The sequence below is a fragment of the Corynebacterium sp. HMSC29G08 genome, assembly GCF_001806875.1.
In the GTDB taxonomy this organism is placed as follows: domain Bacteria; phylum Actinomycetota; class Actinomycetes; order Mycobacteriales; family Mycobacteriaceae; genus Corynebacterium.
On sequence record NZ_KV786211.1, the window covers coordinates 165425 to 183472 of the forward strand.

Consider the following 18048-nt stretch of genomic DNA (forward strand, 5'->3'; position numbering starts at 1 on the left):
GTCACACAAGGGTAGGCAAACGGCGCCGCCCATGTGCGTAAAGGAATGCGGAAAATGCCACGACTGCGGAACTCATCGCAATATGCGCAGGAATAGTCCAGCGCGGAACACCCAACTGGAACTGGATAACACCGATAGCCCACTGCACCAGAATCAGCAGGATGAGCACGATCGCCGTGTTATATGCATCCTTCGGGCCCTTATTCCTACGCAGCAGGAAGAAGGCCACCAGCGTGAAGATCAAGTAGATGTACATACACGCGGCGTGAACGTACGCCAGCATCGCGGTGTCAAGCTGCAGACGGCCCTCCATACCCACGCCGGAGTCGCCCGAGTGCGGGCCAGAGCCCGTGACCATCGTGCCGGTAACCAAGACAAAGCACAGTGCGATAGCAGCGGCCAGTGCCATCCAGCGAATTGGCTCGGGGTAGCGCTGCGTCGGGGTAGCGGAGTCCGTCTCAGCGATGCGCATGTACAAAATCGCTGCGATCCATACAAGCACCATGGACGGCAGGAAGTGGATGGCCACAGCCCACCACTTCAAATCCAAATGCACGGAAATGCCGCCGATGACAGCTTGGAGTACTACGCCGATGAAGGACGCCCACGCGAGGTTCTTAATCGTCTTGGAACGCTTCGCGTTGACTACTGCAATGAGTACTGCCACTGCAGCGGCGGCAACCACAAACGCCAGCAAACGGTTACCAAACTCGATGGCCTGGTGGATCCAGGGCGCAGCACCTTCCACTGGGACAAGTGAGCCTTCGTGGCACAGTGGCCACGTATCACAGCCCAAGCCGGAGCCGGTGACGCGTACCAAAGACCCTGTGACGGTAATGCCGCCCTGGCAAATCAGCAGAATCAAAGCAAGGATGCGCTGAAAGCGAACCGTTGGATTCTGCCATACGGCTAACAGCGGGGAGCGGTTATTGTGTTCGGCGACTGGCGCGGTCACAGGGGGTCCTTTCAAACTTTCGGACGATAGTTTCGTCGTTGGTTGAAAGTGTATCGGACCTTAGCCGTCGAAACGGAACCAGCGCGCTGCAGCTGTAACACCAATGGCCGCCCACACTGCAAGGGAGATCCACGCCAGGGTGTTGAATCCACCTTGCAACGCCTGCGTAAGCGCGCTGGCAAGCGCAACCGTGGGCACGGCGTTCCACCAGCCTGCGTGGGCAAGATCACCGGAATAGGCCACCCAGCCGAGAACGCCCATTAACACGATCCAGAACAGGTTGGCCAGCGCAAGCACCATTTCAGACGACAGTGTGCCGCCCATGAGCAAGCCGAGTGAGGTAAATACCGCAACGCCGACTAACAGCGTGGCAAGGCCCAAAACCGCACCAGCGATGCCGACGCGCCAACCAAGGAAAGCGGCAATCGTGCCCAAGATCACTAACTGTAGCCCCACCATGGACAGCACGCCGATGATCTTGCCAGCGATGATCACCCACGGCGGCACGCCAGAAGCCCCGGCGCGCTTCAACGCCCCGTATCTGCGGTCAAATGCCAGCGAAATGGCTTGGCCTGTAAAACCGGCGGAGGTTGCGGCGACGGCAAAGACCATGGGGACGAGCTTGTCAAAGCCCGTGTCGCCAAAAATGGGCACAACTGCCGCGGCGATGAGCAGGCCGGCAGGCACTATGACGTTGAGTAGCAGTTGCTCCCCGTGGCGCAGCATGAGCTTGGACTCGATGAGCCCCTGAGCTGCGGCCATCTTGCCAAAGCTGGCGCGTTGTGGCTGTGGTGTGAAGATGCCGTCTTCCAAGGTGGTGTGGTGGGCCATGGTTAGCTCCTCAGCTCTCGTCCGGTGATGTCCAAGAAGACGTCTTCTAGTGTGCGGTGGGCAACCCGCAGGTTGCGGATGAGTACCTTCTGGTTTGCCGCTTCAGCAGCGACGGCGGCAATGACATCCGGGCAAGCCTCGCCCAGAATGCGGTAGTGCATTTGGCGGCTTTGCTCAGCTTGCAGGTTAAAACCTTGCAACGACGCGTTCAATGCGGCCAAGTCCAGGTTCTCCGATGTGGCAAAGGTGACGACGGGGAAGTCCTGGTGGTTGGTCAGTGCGGCCGGGGTGCCTTGGGCGACGACCTGGCCGCGGTCCACGATCACGACGTAATCAGCAAGGCTTTCAGCCTCATCCATCAGGTGGGTGGTGAGGATGACCGTGGTGCCGTCGCGACGCAGCGCGTCAATAATGTCCCACACCGCCATCCGGGATTGTGCGTCCATGCCTGCAGTCGGCTCGTCCAGAAACACCAGCTCCGGCCTGCCGATAATGGCAAGGGCGAGTGAGAGGCGCTGCTGCTGCCCGCCAGAAAGCCGCCGGTAGGTGGTCTTCGCAGCTCCCTGCAGGCCAAGAAGTTCAAGCAGCCAGTCGGGGTCGTGTGGGTTGACGTTGTAGGAGGCTGCGAGGTTGAGCATTTCGCGCACCGTTGTTCCGGAGTAGGAGCCGCCTCCTTGGAGCATGATGCCGATGCGCTCGCGCACTGCCTGCGGTTGCGTCGCCGGGTTAAGCCCCAGCACGCTGATGGTGCCGGATGTTGGCTTTGAAAAACCCTCGCACATGTCCAGGGTGGTGGACTTGCCTGCCCCGTTTGGTCCTAAGAGTGCGAGGACTTCACCGCGTGTGGCGGTGAAACTTAGGTTATTCACCGCGGTTTTTTCACCGAACCGTTTAACTACGGAATCGACTACGAGCGCTTCTGCCATGATTGGCTATCCTAACTAGCCGCATCAGAAATACTCCAATAACGCACAGTGTTGCGGTTAGCAGGTAAATCGCGGCAACTTCGGTTGGTTCGAGTGCCTGGCCTCGCGGCAGTGCCAGGAAGCAGAACAGCACTGATGGTGCGATGAGCTTTTTGCTTCTCGACGCCACGTGCAACCCCCATCCCGCCAACACCACTATCGCCCACAACGGATACCAGGGCTGCACAACGGGAAAGAGTGCAACCATGCCGAGGTTGGCCAAACCAAGGCCGCCTAATGGGTGGATGCGTGCGTGGTAGGTGGCGAAAAGCGCGGCACCCATGACCGCGCCTGCCAGCACAAGGCCTATGGCTTGTACAGCATGTTGATGCCCTAGTGCGCGGCCGATAAGTGAGGTTATAGACAACCAACTGTTTGTCTGCGCCGATGCAGTTTGGGCGGCGATCCAGCCGAAGCCGGTGCCAGTCATCGCGGAGGTGCCAAACGCAGTACCGGCAAAGACTGAGGCTTCCACAGCTGCAGCGACGAGGATGGGCGCTGGAATGCTGCGGCGTTTGAGCCGGCGAGCCATCACCATGCCGGCAAAGCCAAGAGCGGGCAGACCTGCCGACTTTACTAATCCTCCAGCTGAGATGAGTGCCGCGCCGCCAAGGGCACTGGGAGGTGAGGAGTGGCGCAGCGCGATTTTCAGGCCGACAAGCACAAATGCAAGCATGAGCGCGTCATTATGTGCACCGCCCACAAAATGGATCAGCGCCAAGGGGTTCAACACACCCAACAGCAGCGCGCGTGGGGATTTCAGCGACCACGCGATAGCTAGGGTTGCGCCGAAGGCTACCGCTCGATGTAGGGCAATTCCCGCGATCATGTGCTCCTGACTGAGCGTTGCTATCACCCCGGAAATGCCGGTAGCAACCGGCCCATAGGGGCTTGGTGTTGTTGCCCACAAACTGTCTACGGCCTGCGCTAACGGGTCGTGTGTGCCAAGGAGGGCTAGTGGGCCCGCAGCGTATGGGTCTAGACCGCGAGCAACCGCAGCACCTTGCGCAAGGTAGGAGTAGACGTCGCGGGAGAACAGTGGCGCTGCGACAAGCAGGGGAGCGGCCCACCAGAAATACGTCACCATGAGGCTGCGGCGAGAGTGCCCTTTCTGGCCCAGCAGCATCAACCACGCCAAGCAGAGAAGGACTACGCCGAAAAGGGTAATGGCGGAGGTGGGGATCAACGTGGCGTCGATAAGCAGAGGCTCTGGCAATGCGCCAGAGGACCAACTGGAAACCGCAACAAGCCCACTGCTAATGGTGCCCAACCAGCGAGGGTGGGCGGATTGCAGCAGCGAGCGAGACACGACGGCGATTGTAGGATGCCCTTAGGGACGGAATGAATTAAGACACACTAGTGTTGTGGAAAGTGCCCAGACAGTACATGCGAAGGAAGGTGGAACGATGGTGGACCGCAGCCGCAGCGTTGGCGGCGACACACGTCGGGAAGTCATGACGCAATTGCTTGGGCGCGGGCCTGTCAGTGCCTCTGAACTTGGAGAGGTTCTTGGTCTCTCAGCCGCCGGAGTGCGTAGGCACCTCGACGCGCTGGTAGAAGAGGGACTGGCGCAAATCTGCGAACCAAACGCCGTAGCCGGTGCCGAAGTTGGGCGAGGCCGCCCAGCGAAGCACTACCGGCTTACGCAGCTGGGGCGCAGCCAGTTTGGCAATAGCTACGACGTGCTGGCGCTCGACGCGCTTGACGCGCTCGAGCAGCTCGGCGGGGAGGAAGCGGTGCGTGCGTTTGCAAGACGCCGCGCTGAAACCATCCTCGGCGGCGTCGATGCCAACGGTGACGTGGAAGATGTGGTGGACCAAGTAGTCGCGGCTTTTGAGGCACACGGCTACACGGCAACCGCGAGCCGCGCAGCCGGAGGCGTGCAGATCTGCCAGCACCACTGCCCAGTACAGTCGGTCGCTGCGGCCCACCCTGAGCTGTGCGAGGCTGAGCATGAAGCGATCTCTGAGCTGGTGGGCAGCCATGTGCAACCACTAGCTCTGATTGCGGACGGCAACGGGCTTTGCACCACAAACATCCCGCTGAACACGGGGAACTACCACACAAATAATGAAAGCTAAGGAGCGGAAACGATGACGAAAGCGACTCCCGCACCCGGCCTTGAAACGCCGATGAATGATGATGAGATCATTCAGTCCATCGGTGCTTACAACTACGGCTGGCATGACTCTGACGTCGCTGGCGCCTCAGCGCGTCGCGGCCTGAATGGAGAGGTTGTGCGTGACATCTCCGGCATTAAGGAAGAGCCGGAGTGGATGCTCGACCAGCGTCTGAAGGCACTCGAGATCTTTGAAAAGAAGCCGATGCCGACTTGGGGCGCTGACTTGTCCGGCATTGACTTTGACAACATCAAGTACTACGTCCGCTCGACGGAGAAGCAGGCGACCAGCTGGGAAGACCTGCCTGAGGATATTAAGAACACCTACGACAAGCTGGGCATTCCGGAGGCGGAGAAGCAGCGCCTGGTTGCAGGTGTTGCCGCGCAGTATGAGTCTGAGGTGGTCTACCACCAGATCCGTGAGGATCTGGAGGAAAAGGGCGTCATTTTCGTCGATACCGACACCGCGCTTCGTGAGCACGAAGAGCTGTTCAAGGAGTACTTTGGCTCCGTTATTCCCGCTGGTGACAACAAGTTCTCCGCCCTGAACACCGCAGTTTGGTCCGGTGGCTCCTTTATTTATGTGCCGCCAGGCGTGCATGTAGACATTCCGCTGCAGGCGTACTTCCGTATCAACACGGAGAACATGGGCCAGTTCGAGCGCACCCTGATCATTGTGGATGAAGATGCGTACGTGCACTACGTCGAGGGTTGCACGGCCCCGATCTACAAGTCTGACTCCCTGCACTCTGCCGTGGTGGAGATTATTGTGAAAAAGGGCGGGCGCTGCCGTTACACCACCATTCAGAACTGGTCGAACAACGTGTACAACCTGGTAACCAAGCGTGCACGCGCCGAGGAAGGCGCGACCATGGAGTGGGTCGACGGCAACATTGGCTCCAAGGTCACCATGAAGTACCCGGCCGTGTGGATGACCGGTGAGCACGCCCGCGGCGAGGTGCTGTCTGTGGCGTTTGCTGGTGAAGGCCAGTTCCAGGACACTGGCGCGAAGATGGTGCACCTGGCGCCGCACACGTCCTCTTCGGTGGTGTCCAAGTCCGTGGCGCGTGGTGGCGGCCGTTCCGCATACCGCGGCCTGATTCAGGTCAACGCGAACGCGCACCACTCTGCGTCCAACGTTGAATGTGACGCCCTTTTGGTTGATGACATTTCGCGTTCGGACACCTACCCGTACAACGACATTCGTAATGACCGTGTGACGCTCGGCCACGAGGCGAAGGTGTCGCAGGTGAGTGAAGAGCAACTGTTCTACCTCATGTCCCGCGGTATTGCGGAGGAGGAGGCAATGGCGATGATCGTGCGCGGCTTTGTTGAGCCGATTGCGAAGGAGCTGCCGATGGAATACGCGCTTGAGCTCAACCGCCTGATTGAACTGCAGATGGAAGGATCGGTAGGCTAAGTTGACTTCGACCAAAACCGTTATTGACCCTGTTGGTAACGCAACGACGCACAACAACAAGGGTGATTTGTTCCAGTCCTTCAACGTGGAGGATTTCCCAGTTCCGGGTGGACGCGATGAGGTGTGGCGTTTCATTTCGCTGCGCAGGATCCGCGGTCTGCACGACGGTACGTTCCCCACGCAGGTTTCGGAGCAGCTGCGTATCGACGCTCCGTCGAACGTAACCATCGAAAAGCTGGCAAACGACGATGGGCGTCTGCGTGTTGCTGGCGGACCGGTAGACCGTGTTGCCGCACAGGCGTGGAGCGCAGCCGAGCACGGAACGCTGATTTCCGTACCGGCGGATGCGGTGCTGGATGCGCCGATTGAGATCACCATCACCGGCGCAGGCGTTGACGCGACGACGTTCAGTACCATTCTGGTGCAAACCGGCCGCCACTCCCAGGCGACCGTGATTGTGCGCTACGAAGGTTCCGGCACGCACGCAGATAATGTGAACTGGCACATCGGTGAGGGCTCACATGTCAACGCGATTGTGGATACGGAGTGGCAGCTGGATGCTGTCCACATTGGTCAGCAGTCCATCATGGTTGAGCGCGACGCTGTGCTGCGCCACATCGTTGCCGCGTTCGGCGGCGAGGTTGTACGCCTCACCCCACGCGTGACCTTTGAGGCCCCGGGCGCGGATGTGGAGCTGACGGGCGTCTACTTCGCTGATGCTGGCCAGTACATTGAAAACCGCATGCTGGTGGACCACTCGGTGCCAAACTGCCGCTCTAATGTGCTGTACAAGGGCGCACTGCAGGGCAATAAAGAATCCGGCCTGCCGGAGGCACGCACCTGCTGGGTTGGCGATGTCCTGATTCGTGCAGAAGCCAAAGGCACTGACACCTACGAAACCAACCGCAACCTGGTGCTGACCGATGGGGCTCGTGCCGATGCGATCCCGAACCTGGAGATTGAAACCGGCCAGATTGCGGGTGCAGGCCACGCCGCTACCGTTGGTCGTTTTGACGAGGAGCAGATCTTCTACCTGCGCTCCCGCGGTATCCCGGAGCAGGAAGCAACGCGCCTGATCATCCGCGGCTTCTTCAACGAGGTCCTGAACCAGATTCCGGTGGAATCCGTGCGTGATGAATTGATTGCACGTGTCGCCGGCGAGCTCGAGCTGAACAACAACTAAAGGAAACGTTTATATGTCCACTCTGGAAATCAAGAACCTGCACGCCAACGTCCTTCCCACCGAGGAAGGCCAGGAACCCACTCCGATTCTGAAAGGCGTAAACCTGACCATCAAGGGCGGCGAAACGCACGCCATCATGGGTCCAAATGGCTCCGGCAAGTCCACACTTGCGTACACCATTGCTGGCCACCCGCGCTATGAGGTCACCGAGGGCGAGGTGCTTTTGGACGGCGAGAACATCCTGGACATGGATGTTGACGAACGCGCACGCGCTGGCCTGTTCTTGGCCATGCAGTACCCGGTGGAGGTGCCGGGCGTGTCCTCTTCGAACTTCATGCGCTCCGCTGTGACCGCTGTGCGCGGTGAGGCTCCGAAGCTGCGCGAGTGGGTTGGTGAGCTCAACGCTGCCCGTGACGCGCTGCACATGGATGCGTCGTTCTCCGAACGCTCCGTGAATGAGGGTTTCTCCGGTGGCGAGAAGAAGCGCCACGAGGTTATGCAGCTGACGATGTTGAAGCCGAAGTTCGCTGTTATGGACGAGACCGACTCCGGTCTGGACGTTGACGCGCTGCGTATCGTCTCCGAAGGGATCAACCGTTACCAGGAGGAGACCAACGGTGGCGTACTCATGATTACGCACTACAAGCGCATCCTGAACTACGTGCAGCCGGACTTCGTGCATGTGTTTGCAAACGGCAAGATTGTTACCACCGGTGGTGCTGAGCTTGCCGACCAGCTTGAGGCTGAAGGCTACGAGAAATTCATCTAATGGCTTTAGACGTTCACGCAATCAGGAAGGAATTCCCCATCCTGGGTCGCACCGTCCGCGGCGGCAAGCCCTTGGTCTACCTGGATTCCGGGGCGACCTCCCAGCGGCCGTTGCGAGTGTGGGAGGCGGAGCGCGACTTTGTGCTGGGCTACAACGCGCCAGTGCACCGCGGCTCCTATCAGCTTGCGGAGGAAGCCACTGACGCCTATGAGTCCGCCCGCGCGAAGATTGCGGCGTTTGTGGGTGCAGACAACGATGAGATCGCGTTTACCAAAAACGCCACCGAGGCGCTGAACCTTGTCGCATACGTGTTGGGTGATAGCCGCGCGGGCGACTTGGCAGTTGGTGAGGGCGACACGATCGTGGTCACGGAATTGGAGCACCACGCGAACCTCGTGCCGTGGCAGGAGCTCGCGCGTCGCACTGGTGCGACGTTGAAGTGGTACTCTATGACTGCCGACGGGCGCATCGACCTCGACTCGCTCGAACTCGATGAATCTGTCAAGGTTGTTGCTTTTACGCACCAGTCCAATGTGACCGGTGCGCAAGCAGATGTGGAGGAAATGGTGCGCCGTGCCAAGGCGGCCGGTGCGCTGACCGTGTTGGATGCCTGCCAATCGGTGCCACACATGCCCGTAAACTTCCGGGCGTTGGACGTTGACTTCGCGGCGTTTTCCGGCCACAAGATGTGCGGTCCGAGCGGTGTTGGCGCGGTTTACTCGAAGCACTTGCAGGACCTGCCGCCGTTTTTGACCGGCGGTTCCATGATCGAGGTTGTGCGTATGGAGGAATCCACCTACGCTCCCGCCCCGCAGCGTTTCGAGGCCGGAACGCAGATGACCTCCCAAGTTGTCGGGCTCGGCGCCGCAGTCGACTTCCTCACTGAAATCGGGATGGGGGAGATCCAGGCCCACGAGCGCGAACTCACCGCATATGCTCTTGAGCAGATGCAGCGTATCGACGGCTTATCTATCGCAGGCCCCTTAACCACCGATCAGCGCGGCGGATCGATTGCGTTTACCGTCGACGGTGTTCACCCTCATGACCTCGGCCAGGTGCTGGACTCCGAGGGTGTGGCAATCCGCACTGGTCACCACTGCGCGTGGCCGGCCCACCGGGGGCTGAATCTGCAGTCCACATCGAGGGCGAGTTTCTACCTCTACAACACGTTGGAAGAGGTTGATGCGTTGGTGGCGTCGATAAGCAAAGCGAAGGAGTTCTTTCGATGAACCTTGAATCGATGTACCAGGAAGTCATCCTGGATCACTACAAAAACCCGCAGCATGCGGGCCTGCGCGAGCCGTACGAGGCCGAGGTGCACCACGTTAACCCGTCGTGCGGTGATGAGTTAACCCTGCGCATCCACCTTTCCGACGACGGCGAGACCGTCGAAGACGTCTCCTACCACGCCGAAGGCTGCTCAATTTCCCAGGCATCTACGTCTGTGATGGCCGAGGAGATCGTGGGCAAGCCGATTGGTGAGGCCTTTAAGAAACTGCAGGCCTTCGAGGAGATGATCACCTCCCGCGGCACCGTCGAAGGCGACGCCGAAATGATTGGTGACGGCGTGGCTTTTTCCGGCGTGGCTAAGTTCCCTGCCCGCGTGAAGTGCGCCTTGCTGGGGTGGAAGGCATTCGAGGCGGCAAGCGCCGAGGCTTTAAGCAAGACCGGTAAAACCGTAGAGACGAAGGAGGACTAGCCGATGGCTGAAGAAACACAGCGCCCAGCGCAAACCGAAGAGCAGCTCAAGCTTGTCGGCGAAGTGGAGGAGTACCTGCACGACGTCATCGACCCAGAGCTTGGCATCAACGTTGTCGACCTCGGTTTGGTCTATGACGTGTGGGTTGAAGAGCGTGACGGCGCTGACGTCGCCGTGGTTAATATGACACTGACTTCGCCGGCATGTCCGCTGACCGATGTGATTGAGGAGCAGGCGCGCGCGGCGGTTGTGAACAACACCGGCGCCGAAGACCTGGAGATCAACTGGGTGTGGATGCCGCCGTGGGGCCCGCAGTTCATCACAGAAGAAGGCCGTGAGCAGCTGCGAGCCCTCGGATTCGCGGTGTAACACGCTAATTGGCAGGAGTTTTTCGGCAGCTTGACCAGGCTTGTAAGGTAACAAGCCGTGATTGTCACTAATGATCTCGAGGTCCGCGTCGGGGCTCGCACGTTGTTGACCGCACCTGGTCAACACCTGCGCGTCCAGCCGGGCGACCGCATCGGACTGGTGGGCCGCAACGGTGCAGGCAAAACCACCACCATGCGCATCTTGGCGGGGGAGACCGAGCCCTACGGCGGAACGGTAACCCGCTCGGGTGAGATCGGTTACCTCCCGCAGGATTCAAAAGAAGGTGACATCGAGCAGACTGCGCGTGAACGTGTGCTCTCCGCCCGCGGCCTGGACGCAATCCAACGCTCCATGGCGAAACAGCAGGCCATCATGGAAGTCACCGAGGGCGCTGAGCGCGACAAGGCGATTGCCAAATACTCACGTTTAGAGGAGCGCTATCAGGCGCTCGGGGGATACGAAGCGAATGCGGAGGCTGCCCAGATCTGCGACAACCTCGGCCTGCCTGGTCGCGTGCTGGACCAGCAGCTGAAGACTCTTTCCGGCGGTCAGCGCCGTCGCGTGGAGCTTGCCCAAATCTTGTTTGCCTCCCGCTCCGGTTCAGGCAAGTCCGCTACCACATTGCTTCTAGACGAGCCGACGAACCACCTCGACGCCGACTCCATCACTTGGCTGCGTAGCTTCTTGTCCAAGCACGAAGGTGGGTTGATCATGATCTCCCACGACGTTGAGCTGCTGGACGACGTATGTAATAAAGTCTGGTTCCTCGATGCGGTTCGTGCCGAGGCAGACGTGTACAACATGGGTTTCAGTACCTACCAAAAAGCGCGCGCTGAGGACGAGGCGCGCCGTCGCCGCGAGCGTGCCAACGCAGAGAAGAAGGCCTCCGCGCTTCAGAAGCAGGCCGCCAAACTCGGAGCGAAAGCCACCAAAGCCGCCGCTGCAAAGCAGATGCTGGCGCGTGCAGACCGCATGATGAGCGAGCTTGATGAGATCCGCGTGGCGGACAAGTTCGCGTCCATCAAATTCCCCGAGCCAGCGCCGTGCGGCAAGACGCCGCTGTACGGCAAGGGTCTGACCAAGATGTACGGCTCGCTTGAAGTGTTCGCCGGTGTTGATCTGGCCATTGATAAAGGTTCCCGAGTCGTTGTCTTAGGCACCAACGGTGCAGGTAAAACGACGCTGCTCAAGCTACTGGCTGGTGTTGAGCGCACCGACGGCGAGGGCGGCCTCGTGTCGGGACACGGCCTGAAGATTGGGTACTTTGCGCAGGAACACGACACAATTGACAGCGACAAGAGCGTCTGGGAGAACACCATCGAGGCCTGCCCAGATGCTGGTCAGCAGGACCTGCGCGGCTTGCTCGGCGCCTTCATGTTCTCTGGCGACAAGCTCGAGCAGCCGGCCGGCACGCTCTCTGGTGGTGAGAAGACGCGCCTTGCGCTCGCCACGCTTGTTTCCTCCCGAGCGAACGTGCTGCTGCTTGATGAGCCCACAAACAACCTCGACCCACAATCACGCGAGCAGGTGCTAGACGCGCTGAAAACGTATACCGGTGCCGTCGTTCTGGTTACGCACGACCCGGGTGCCGTGCGTGCCTTGGAGCCGGAGCGCGTGATCATCATGCCGGAGGGTGACGAGGACCTGTGGAGTGACGAATATATGGAAATCGTGGAACTGGCATGAAACTCCCTGTGAATTAGTGCAAAGGCATGTCTTCGTATGCTCGTCGTGTTGGCACGCTGGCGGGCGAGTGCACGATTCAGCAGGGTCTTTCTTTCCGACAAGGCCGGCAAACGCATGCAGAAAGCCATCTCAGCCGGCACAATCGAAAAATCGCCCAACTACGACCCGAAGACGGACGCGAACGATGGGGCGATTATCCGCTGGAAAGACGGCGTGACCATCAACTCCAACACCTTGGACCGCGACGGCATCGTCCCGATCAGCCAGCTGCACAAGAGCCAACAAGAGCCAAGAAGTGTGCTTCCACGGCCACACCACCCACGGTACGAGTAGCAGTGCGGACTGCGACGAGATCATTGCCACCCTGGGCAACAAGATCATTGTTGAAACGCCACGGGGTACGCGAAAAGGAGACTCTGGTGGCCCGGTACCTTCCAGGCGGCGGGCTGGTCGGAGTCTTGTCCACCAGCTACCTCGGTGCCCGCGTTCACCTGCTTGAACACGAAATCGCTCCGGGAAGCTCACTTATTGAAGGCCTGTTGGATACCGGATCCAGCGACGCCGAAGGCGCTGCCATTGGGCTTATTGTGATCAGCGCGCTGCTGGGTGGTCTAGCGATCGGCGGCATGATCAACAACGCTTTCTTCTAGTCCCTTGGCGCTAGACCGCGACGTAGAATCAACAGATTCAACAGACGTACAATCAACACATGACTGTTAACAAAATTCTCACCACGCTGCGTGAGTCTTGGGACGACCTTTCCACCGACCAGAAGACGATTGTCGGTGTCCTTGCCGCAATTGACACTGCCGCCAAGGCATGGGCGTTGCGCGACCTTGTGCGCACCGATGCCCGCCATATCCGCGGCCCGAAGTGGCTGTGGACGCCGATTATTGGCGCAGTGAACACGTTGGGCTGGGTTGGCTACTTCGTCATTGGGAAGAAGCGCTAGGAACCGCGGCAGTGTCTCCGCGATAGAACCGGATCTGCCTGATGGTTTGAGGGGCGGGTCGGTGCCACGGGTATCGGTCGGGGTAGGCCAAGACGTCCTCAGTTAGGCAGATAAGTGTGTCCGTCCCAGCGGGCCCACCGAGAGTGAGCACTCCATCAGCGATCTCGATTGTTGAAGAGTGAGAGGATCTGTCTACCACGCTGCGAATGGAAGTCGTTGGCAATTCCGCAAATGACGTTCGCCCACGCCGGAAAACAACGATGTTGTCATCAAAATAGCTAGGGCGAATCCGCTCTGCGGCGATGAGCCCCCAAACATAGACAACGGCCCACAGCGACAGCAGCAGCGCAACGATACGAATGGTCCCTGCAGGCAGTACTAGGTGGACAACGACTGCCTCGATCACGAGTACTGCTGAGATCATTGCCAGCATTTGCAATCGTCCCGGTTGATGGGGCAGCGCGGTGGCGCCTGCGGGGACGAGAGTCTTTCGGCGAGCCCAGCGCATGAGATCTCGGTAAAGCCCGAGTTCATACCTGGCCAGCTTGAAGCCGGGGTGTTTGTGAAGAAGGTGCACGAACCTACGCAGAGGGATCACCTGCCAAGGCTCGAAGAGCTACCCCTTGGGCTTCCGTTGTCGGCACATCGGACAGCGCAAGTGGTACGTCACCTGGGGTGAGAGTCGGGAAGATGTCTCGCATCAGGCCGGCGTGCGCCAGCGCTTGTAGCGTTCGGATCACGTCGTCAACGGCAGGGGCTGTTGGCTGCATTTCACCGAGGTTTTGCCACAACACCGCTGACTTTCGCGCTGCAGTGAGACAGCTGGGATCTTGAAGATTCTTTCGAAGCTGCTCCCACGTTTCCGGCGTGGCAACGCCGGTCAGCGCCATGAGATCCCACGAGTCCAACTCTGTTTCTAATAGCGATGGATCGTCATAGAGGGATCCGAGGGAAGTGCGGATGTCCTCTGGCATTCCATAGGGTGACGTCAACAGAGCGAGAAGGCGACGTTTTTGGCGCTGAAGAAGTGTGATGCGCTCGTCGAGAAGCCTAAGTGATCGCTCAATGGCATTCGGGGTTTGGACAGCTGAAACTGGCACTCCAGCGTCAACGAGTGCTCTGACCCGAACGACCGCCGCGAGGTCGGAAATTGAATAGTTGCGGTAGTTTCCGCTCGTGCGAGCTGGCTCGGGGACTGCGCCACTCGTATGAAGGTGACGCACAGCCCGAACGGAGCAGCCGGCGACTGCGGCGACTTCTGAAATCTTCACACAACCATTCTGGACCCTGACACTGTGTCAGGGTCAAGAAGTTTGGGAACAAACTAGTTCCTGAACCCGTGTACGGGGGCGGGGATGAAGCCGCCGCGGCGAATGAACGCGTCGTTGCCAACCTGGGAGACCGGGATGACCGGCGCGTAGCCGAGTAGGCCACCGAAGTTCACTTCGTCGCCAGGCTTGGTGCCTGGTACGGGGATGAGGCGTGCTGCGGTGGTCTTATGGTTCATGACACCGATGGCAGCTTCGTCGGCGATCATGCCGGAGATCAGCTCCGCAGACGTGTCGCCAGGAATGGCGATCATGTCAAAGCCTACTGAACAAATTGAGGTCATGGCCTCCAGCTTGTCCATGGTGATGCTGCCGGCACGCACTGCGTCGATCATTCCCTTATCCTCAGAGACCGGGATGAAGGAGCCGCTCAAGCCGCCGACGCGTGAGCAGGCCATCATGCCGCCTTTCTTGACAGCGTCGTTAAGCAGTGCGAGTGCTGCTGTCGTCCCGTGGGTACCTACCTGGTCCAAGCCCATGTGTTCAAGGATGTGGGCTACAGAGTCGCCCATCTCTGCAGTCGGCGCCAACGACAGGTCCACGATGCCAAACGGCACCCCGAGACGTTCTGCGGCCATATTGCCCACGAGCTGACCTGCGCGGGTGATTTTGAAGGCGGCTTTCTTGACTTCCTCGGCGACGTCGTTAAGCGTGGCCCCCTCAAGCGAGCCCAACGCGTTGTTAACCACTCCAGGGCCGGACACACCGACGGACACGACGGTGTCGGGCTCCTCGATGCCGTGGAAGGCGCCGGCCATGAACGGGTTATCACCAACGGCGTTGGCAAATACGACCAACTTCGCACACGCGATGGATGACTCGGTGGCTGTCAGCTCCGCGGCGCGCTTGATCACGTGACCCATCTCCGCCACGGCATCCATGTTGATGCCGGCGCGCGACGTTGCCACGTTTACAGACGAGCAGATCTTGCTGGTTTCCGCCAGCGCGTCAGGGATCGACGCGATCAGACGAGCGTCGCCAGAGGTAGCACCCTTTTCAACTAGGGCGGAGTAGCCCCCGATGAAGTCGATGGCCAGCTCATCTGCTGCACGGTCCAAGGCTTTAGCCACCAGCACCGGGTCGCCCTCAACACCCGCAACAACCAACGCGATGGGGGAGATGGACACGCGTTTGTTCACAATCGGGATACCTAGCTCGCGCTCAATGCCTTCGCAGACTGGGACCAAGTTGCGGGCGCGGGTGACCACCCGGTCGTACACGGCCTCTGCGGTGGCCTCCATGGTGGCGCGCGTGCAGCCGATGAGAGAGATGCCCATGGTGACCGTGCGGATGTCCAGGCGGTAGTCCTCGATCATGTGGATGACGTCGAGGATGTGTTTGGACTTGAAGTCAAAGTCGATTGCTGCAGCCATGCTAGATCTCATTCATTGCAGTGAAGAGGGCTTCGGACTGCAGGCGAACCACCACGCCGAGGCGCTCGCCAACCTCGGCGAGATCGGACTGCAGGTCGCCCACGTTGGCGCCTTTTGGCACTTCAACACGCATGATCATGGTGAAGAAGTTGTCCATGAGTGTCTGGGAGACGTCGATGATATTCAGGTTGCGGTCGGCTGCGGCGTTTGCCACGCCGGCGATGATGCCGACGCGGTCCTCGCCCGTGGTCGTGATAATTGCATGCATGGGCAAAGATAGTACCCACTGCGATACGGTGGGCGTATGCATGACGCACGTTCTTACGTTTTGGTCCTTGGCGCCGGCGGCAAAGTATCTGCTTACACGGTGCCTTTGCTTATCGACGCCTCCCACCACGTCTCCGCCCTCGCCCACAACCCCAAACACGCCGAGCGCCTTGCCGAAACAGGTGCAACCGTTATCATCCAGGACCTAACCAAACTGGATAGGGAGGGCTGGGCACGTCTGCTCACGCCATTTGACGTAGTGGTTTGGTCCGCCGGTGCTGGCGGCGGCGATCCGGAGCGAACCTATGCAGTGGATCGTGACGCGGCGATGGTGATGATCGACGCACTTGAAGAGCTCGGCGAATTCGCGCCGCTATTGATCAACGTCTCCTACGCCGGCGCCCAAGACGGCAAGGCAAAAGACGACGGGTCCTCTTGGTCCGCCTACGTGGAGGCGAAAAAGGCGGTGGACCTGCGACTGCTCTCCAGCGAGATCGACCAGGTCATTCTGGGGCCAACCTTGCTCACCGATGAACCAGTGACCGGCATCAAGGTCCTTAACAGCCTGCCGCAGCAAGGGTCAAAGACGTCCCGTGAGCTGGTTGCTCAGGTGATTGCAGAGATCATTAACCGGGGCGAGTCCTTTGATCAGAACCCGTTTGAGTTTGAAGACGGCACCCAGAAGCTGCAGGACTTGTAGCTAACGCTTGGTTGTTAAACGCTTGGTTGTTAGGAGCGCACGTATTGCGCAAACGTGCGCATCAGTCCGTTTGCCGCGGACACGTCATGGTGCGGCAGATCTGCGACGATGCGTGCGTAGTCTTCAGGCGCGAAGTAGCCGTAGTCGTGGTAGAAGTCCATGCGCGTGCGCATGGCGTCTGCGTTCATCTCCGCGTGGAACTGCGTGGCCCATACGTGGTCGCCGTAACGAACCATCTGCGTCATCCCGCCCGGGCCGGTAGCCAACACGGTCAACTCGGCAGGCACCTCTTCAGGTGCCTCGGTGTGGCCGGTGAGTGCAGCGAAAGTCTGCGGAGCGGCGCCCAGCAGGACGTCTGTGCGCCCAGCTTCGGTGAGCTCTACGAGGGTTGGTCCGGAATCCTCAGCGTGTGAATGTCCGATTGTCCCGCCGACGTGATCAACAAGCCAGGACAGGCCGAAGCAAACGAAAAACACAGGCACGCCAGAGTCCAGTACTTGTGTGAGCACCTCACCTACGTGGCGTTGGTAGTCGTCGTAGGTTTCATTGCTCACGTTTAGCGAACTGCCGCCCACGATCACGCCATCAATGCCGTCAAGCGGGCCAAGCTCGGTGGCAGGGGAGTCAATCACTCGGTGAACAAGTTCGACTTCTTCTAATCCCGTAGATGCCAGCGCATCGTGGTACTCGGCACGAGCTACATCAGGGCCAAGCTCGCCGTTGCGGAGGGAAAGAAAAAGCAGTGTAGACATGCGCGTCATTCTATACCGCTTGGTCTACTTTGAGACAATTAGCCGCGAATCGACTGCTCCACCACATCCAACATGGCATCTAGGCGCTCCGGCGATTCGCCCGCAGCCAGCCTCGTAAGAACTCCTTCGAGCACTGTCTCGAGGTAGGTGTGGAGGACGTTCACGTTGACGTCGTCACGCAAATGCTCATTCGAGCGCAAACGCTCAAGCACTGCCTGATCCAGCACATCTTGGTGTTCACGCCAACGTGCTTCAAAGACTGGGTCGGTACGGAGCTTACGAATGATCTCGCTTCGGGTGGCAAACCAACCGTGCTCAGCAGGGTTACGCAGAATCTCGCGCATTACCTCGACAAGACCGTTCTGGGAAACCACCTCGGCCTGACGCTGCGCGTCCGCACTCACGATGGCAAGAAACAGCGTTTCCTTGTCACCAAAATGGTGGAAAATCGCACCACGTGTTTTTCCCGTGGCTTCTTCCAAGCGAGCGACGGTAGCCCCCTCAAAGCCATACCTGGCGAAACAGTCGCGGGAGGCGTCAATGATCTCTTGCTGGCGGCGCGCCAGCTCATCTTCGCTAATAATTGGCATGGCTTTTACGGGGGCTTTCTTGCTTATAGACGTCCACGTGAAAAGGCCACCCGCACACGTGCGCAGGCGGCCTTTTCATTCCTTTAGCTA

At 59.5% G+C, this 18048-nt stretch carries 21 protein-coding genes and 1 pseudogene; 12 read left to right on the forward strand and 10 right to left on the reverse strand.

Features of this window, described 5'->3' with window-relative positions:
* Position 1: 1 nt before the first annotated feature.
* The 4 genes from HMPREF3101_RS01925 to mptB are packed head-to-tail and all read right to left on the reverse strand — an operon-like array spanning position 2 to position 4060.
* Positions 2–955: a COX15/CtaA family protein gene (locus tag HMPREF3101_RS01925; RefSeq protein WP_070462229.1), complete on the reverse strand. Its 954-nt coding sequence runs from the start codon at positions 953–955 to the stop codon at positions 2–4.
* 60 nt (positions 956–1015) lie between these two features.
* The gene (locus HMPREF3101_RS01930) at positions 1016–1786 is read right to left on the reverse strand and encodes an ABC transporter permease (protein WP_070462230.1); all 771 of its coding nucleotides are present in this window, start codon (positions 1784–1786) and stop codon (positions 1016–1018) included.
* A gap of 2 nt (positions 1787–1788) precedes the next feature.
* Positions 1789–2712 (reverse strand): ABC transporter ATP-binding protein, encoded by a 924-nt coding sequence (locus HMPREF3101_RS01935; RefSeq protein ID WP_070462231.1) that lies wholly within the window; start codon positions 2710–2712, stop codon positions 1789–1791.
* On the reverse strand, positions 2678–4060 hold the full coding sequence (gene mptB / locus HMPREF3101_RS01940) for a polyprenol phosphomannose-dependent alpha 1,6 mannosyltransferase MptB (RefSeq protein WP_141737312.1): 1383 nt from the start codon (positions 4058–4060) through the stop codon (positions 2678–2680). The genes HMPREF3101_RS01935 and mptB overlap by 35 nt, the downstream gene beginning before the upstream one ends.
* A 97-nt stretch (positions 4061–4157) precedes the next feature.
* Here mptB and HMPREF3101_RS01945 point away from each other — a divergent pair, with 97 nt between their 5' ends.
* From HMPREF3101_RS01945 to HMPREF3101_RS01995, 11 genes are all read left to right on the forward strand, one after another.
* Positions 4158–4832 (forward strand): helix-turn-helix transcriptional regulator, encoded by a 675-nt coding sequence (locus tag HMPREF3101_RS01945; protein ID WP_070462233.1) that lies wholly within the window; start codon positions 4158–4160, stop codon positions 4830–4832.
* Positions 4833–4844: 12 nt separating this feature from the next.
* Entirely contained in the window at positions 4845–6290 is a 1446-nt protein-coding gene (sufB, locus tag HMPREF3101_RS01950; protein WP_070462234.1) for a Fe-S cluster assembly protein SufB, read from the forward strand.
* Position 6291: 1 nt separating this feature from the next.
* Entirely contained in the window at positions 6292–7473 is a 1182-nt protein-coding gene (gene sufD / locus HMPREF3101_RS01955) for a Fe-S cluster assembly protein SufD (RefSeq protein ID WP_083280026.1), read from the forward strand.
* Between the two features lie 13 nt (positions 7474–7486).
* Entirely contained in the window at positions 7487–8242 is a 756-nt protein-coding gene (sufC, locus tag HMPREF3101_RS01960; RefSeq protein ID WP_070462235.1) for a Fe-S cluster assembly ATPase SufC, read from the forward strand.
* Positions 8242–9471 carry a cysteine desulfurase gene (locus tag HMPREF3101_RS01965; RefSeq protein ID WP_070462236.1) on the forward strand — a complete coding sequence of 410 codons (1230 nt, stop codon included), beginning with the start codon at positions 8242–8244 and terminating at the stop codon, positions 9469–9471. Before sufC ends, HMPREF3101_RS01965 begins: the two co-directional genes overlap by 1 nt.
* Positions 9468–9941, forward strand: a complete 474-nt coding sequence (gene sufU / locus HMPREF3101_RS01970; protein ID WP_070462237.1) for a Fe-S cluster assembly sulfur transfer protein SufU — start codon at positions 9468–9470, stop codon at positions 9939–9941. The genes HMPREF3101_RS01965 and sufU overlap by 4 nt, the downstream gene beginning before the upstream one ends.
* Positions 9942–9944: 3 nt before the next feature.
* Complete coding sequence (locus HMPREF3101_RS01975) at positions 9945–10310, forward strand: metal-sulfur cluster assembly factor (protein ID WP_070462238.1); 366 nt, start codon at positions 9945–9947, stop codon at positions 10308–10310.
* A gap of 57 nt (positions 10311–10367) precedes the next feature.
* Positions 10368–11996 carry an ABC-F family ATP-binding cassette domain-containing protein gene (locus tag HMPREF3101_RS01980; protein ID WP_070462239.1) on the forward strand — a complete coding sequence of 543 codons (1629 nt, stop codon included), beginning with the start codon at positions 10368–10370 and terminating at the stop codon, positions 11994–11996.
* Between the two features lie 114 nt (positions 11997–12110).
* Positions 12111–12329: a S1 family peptidase gene (locus tag HMPREF3101_RS01985; protein WP_141737313.1), complete on the forward strand. Its 219-nt coding sequence runs from the start codon at positions 12111–12113 to the stop codon at positions 12327–12329.
* Between the two features lie 86 nt (positions 12330–12415).
* Positions 12416–12646, forward strand: a complete 231-nt coding sequence (locus HMPREF3101_RS01990) for a hypothetical protein (RefSeq protein WP_070462241.1) — start codon at positions 12416–12418, stop codon at positions 12644–12646.
* 59 nt (positions 12647–12705) lie between these two features.
* Complete coding sequence (locus HMPREF3101_RS01995; RefSeq protein ID WP_083280027.1) at positions 12706–12948, forward strand: PLDc N-terminal domain-containing protein; 243 nt, start codon at positions 12706–12708, stop codon at positions 12946–12948.
* A 581-nt stretch (positions 12949–13529) separates the two neighbouring features.
* Here HMPREF3101_RS01995 and HMPREF3101_RS12355 read toward each other — a convergent pair.
* The 4 genes and pseudogenes from HMPREF3101_RS12355 to HMPREF3101_RS02015 all read right to left on the reverse strand — a co-directional run bounded on the left by HMPREF3101_RS12355 (position 13530) and on the right by HMPREF3101_RS02015 (position 15917).
* Complete coding sequence (locus tag HMPREF3101_RS12355) at positions 13530–13922, reverse strand: hypothetical protein (protein WP_246816615.1); 393 nt, start codon at positions 13920–13922, stop codon at positions 13530–13532.
* Positions 13923–14036: 114 nt separating this feature from the next.
* Positions 14037–14219: pseudogene (locus HMPREF3101_RS12485) on the reverse strand (MerR family transcriptional regulator); the annotation flags it as partial.
* Positions 14220–14272: 53 nt separating this feature from the next.
* Entirely contained in the window at positions 14273–15649 is a 1377-nt protein-coding gene (locus HMPREF3101_RS02010; protein ID WP_070462243.1) for a PFL family protein, read from the reverse strand.
* 1 nt (position 15650) lies between these two features.
* Entirely contained in the window at positions 15651–15917 is a 267-nt protein-coding gene (locus HMPREF3101_RS02015; protein ID WP_070462244.1) for an ACT domain-containing protein, read from the reverse strand.
* 36 nt (positions 15918–15953) lie between these two features.
* On the opposite strand from HMPREF3101_RS02015, the gene HMPREF3101_RS02020 reads away from it, so the two are divergent.
* Positions 15954–16616: an NAD(P)H-binding protein gene (locus HMPREF3101_RS02020; RefSeq protein ID WP_070462245.1), complete on the forward strand. Its 663-nt coding sequence runs from the start codon at positions 15954–15956 to the stop codon at positions 16614–16616.
* 29 nt (positions 16617–16645) lie between these two features.
* Here HMPREF3101_RS02020 and HMPREF3101_RS02025 read toward each other — a convergent pair whose 3' ends face one another.
* Together HMPREF3101_RS02025 and HMPREF3101_RS02030 are read right to left on the reverse strand one after the other, a co-directional pair.
* Entirely contained in the window at positions 16646–17368 is a 723-nt protein-coding gene (locus HMPREF3101_RS02025) for a glutamine amidotransferase-related protein (protein WP_070462357.1), read from the reverse strand.
* A gap of 38 nt (positions 17369–17406) precedes the next feature.
* Positions 17407–17958, reverse strand: coding sequence for a TetR/AcrR family transcriptional regulator (locus HMPREF3101_RS02030; RefSeq protein ID WP_070462246.1), 552 nt, complete (start codon positions 17956–17958; stop codon positions 17407–17409).
* Between the last annotated feature and the right edge of the window lie 90 nt (positions 17959–18048).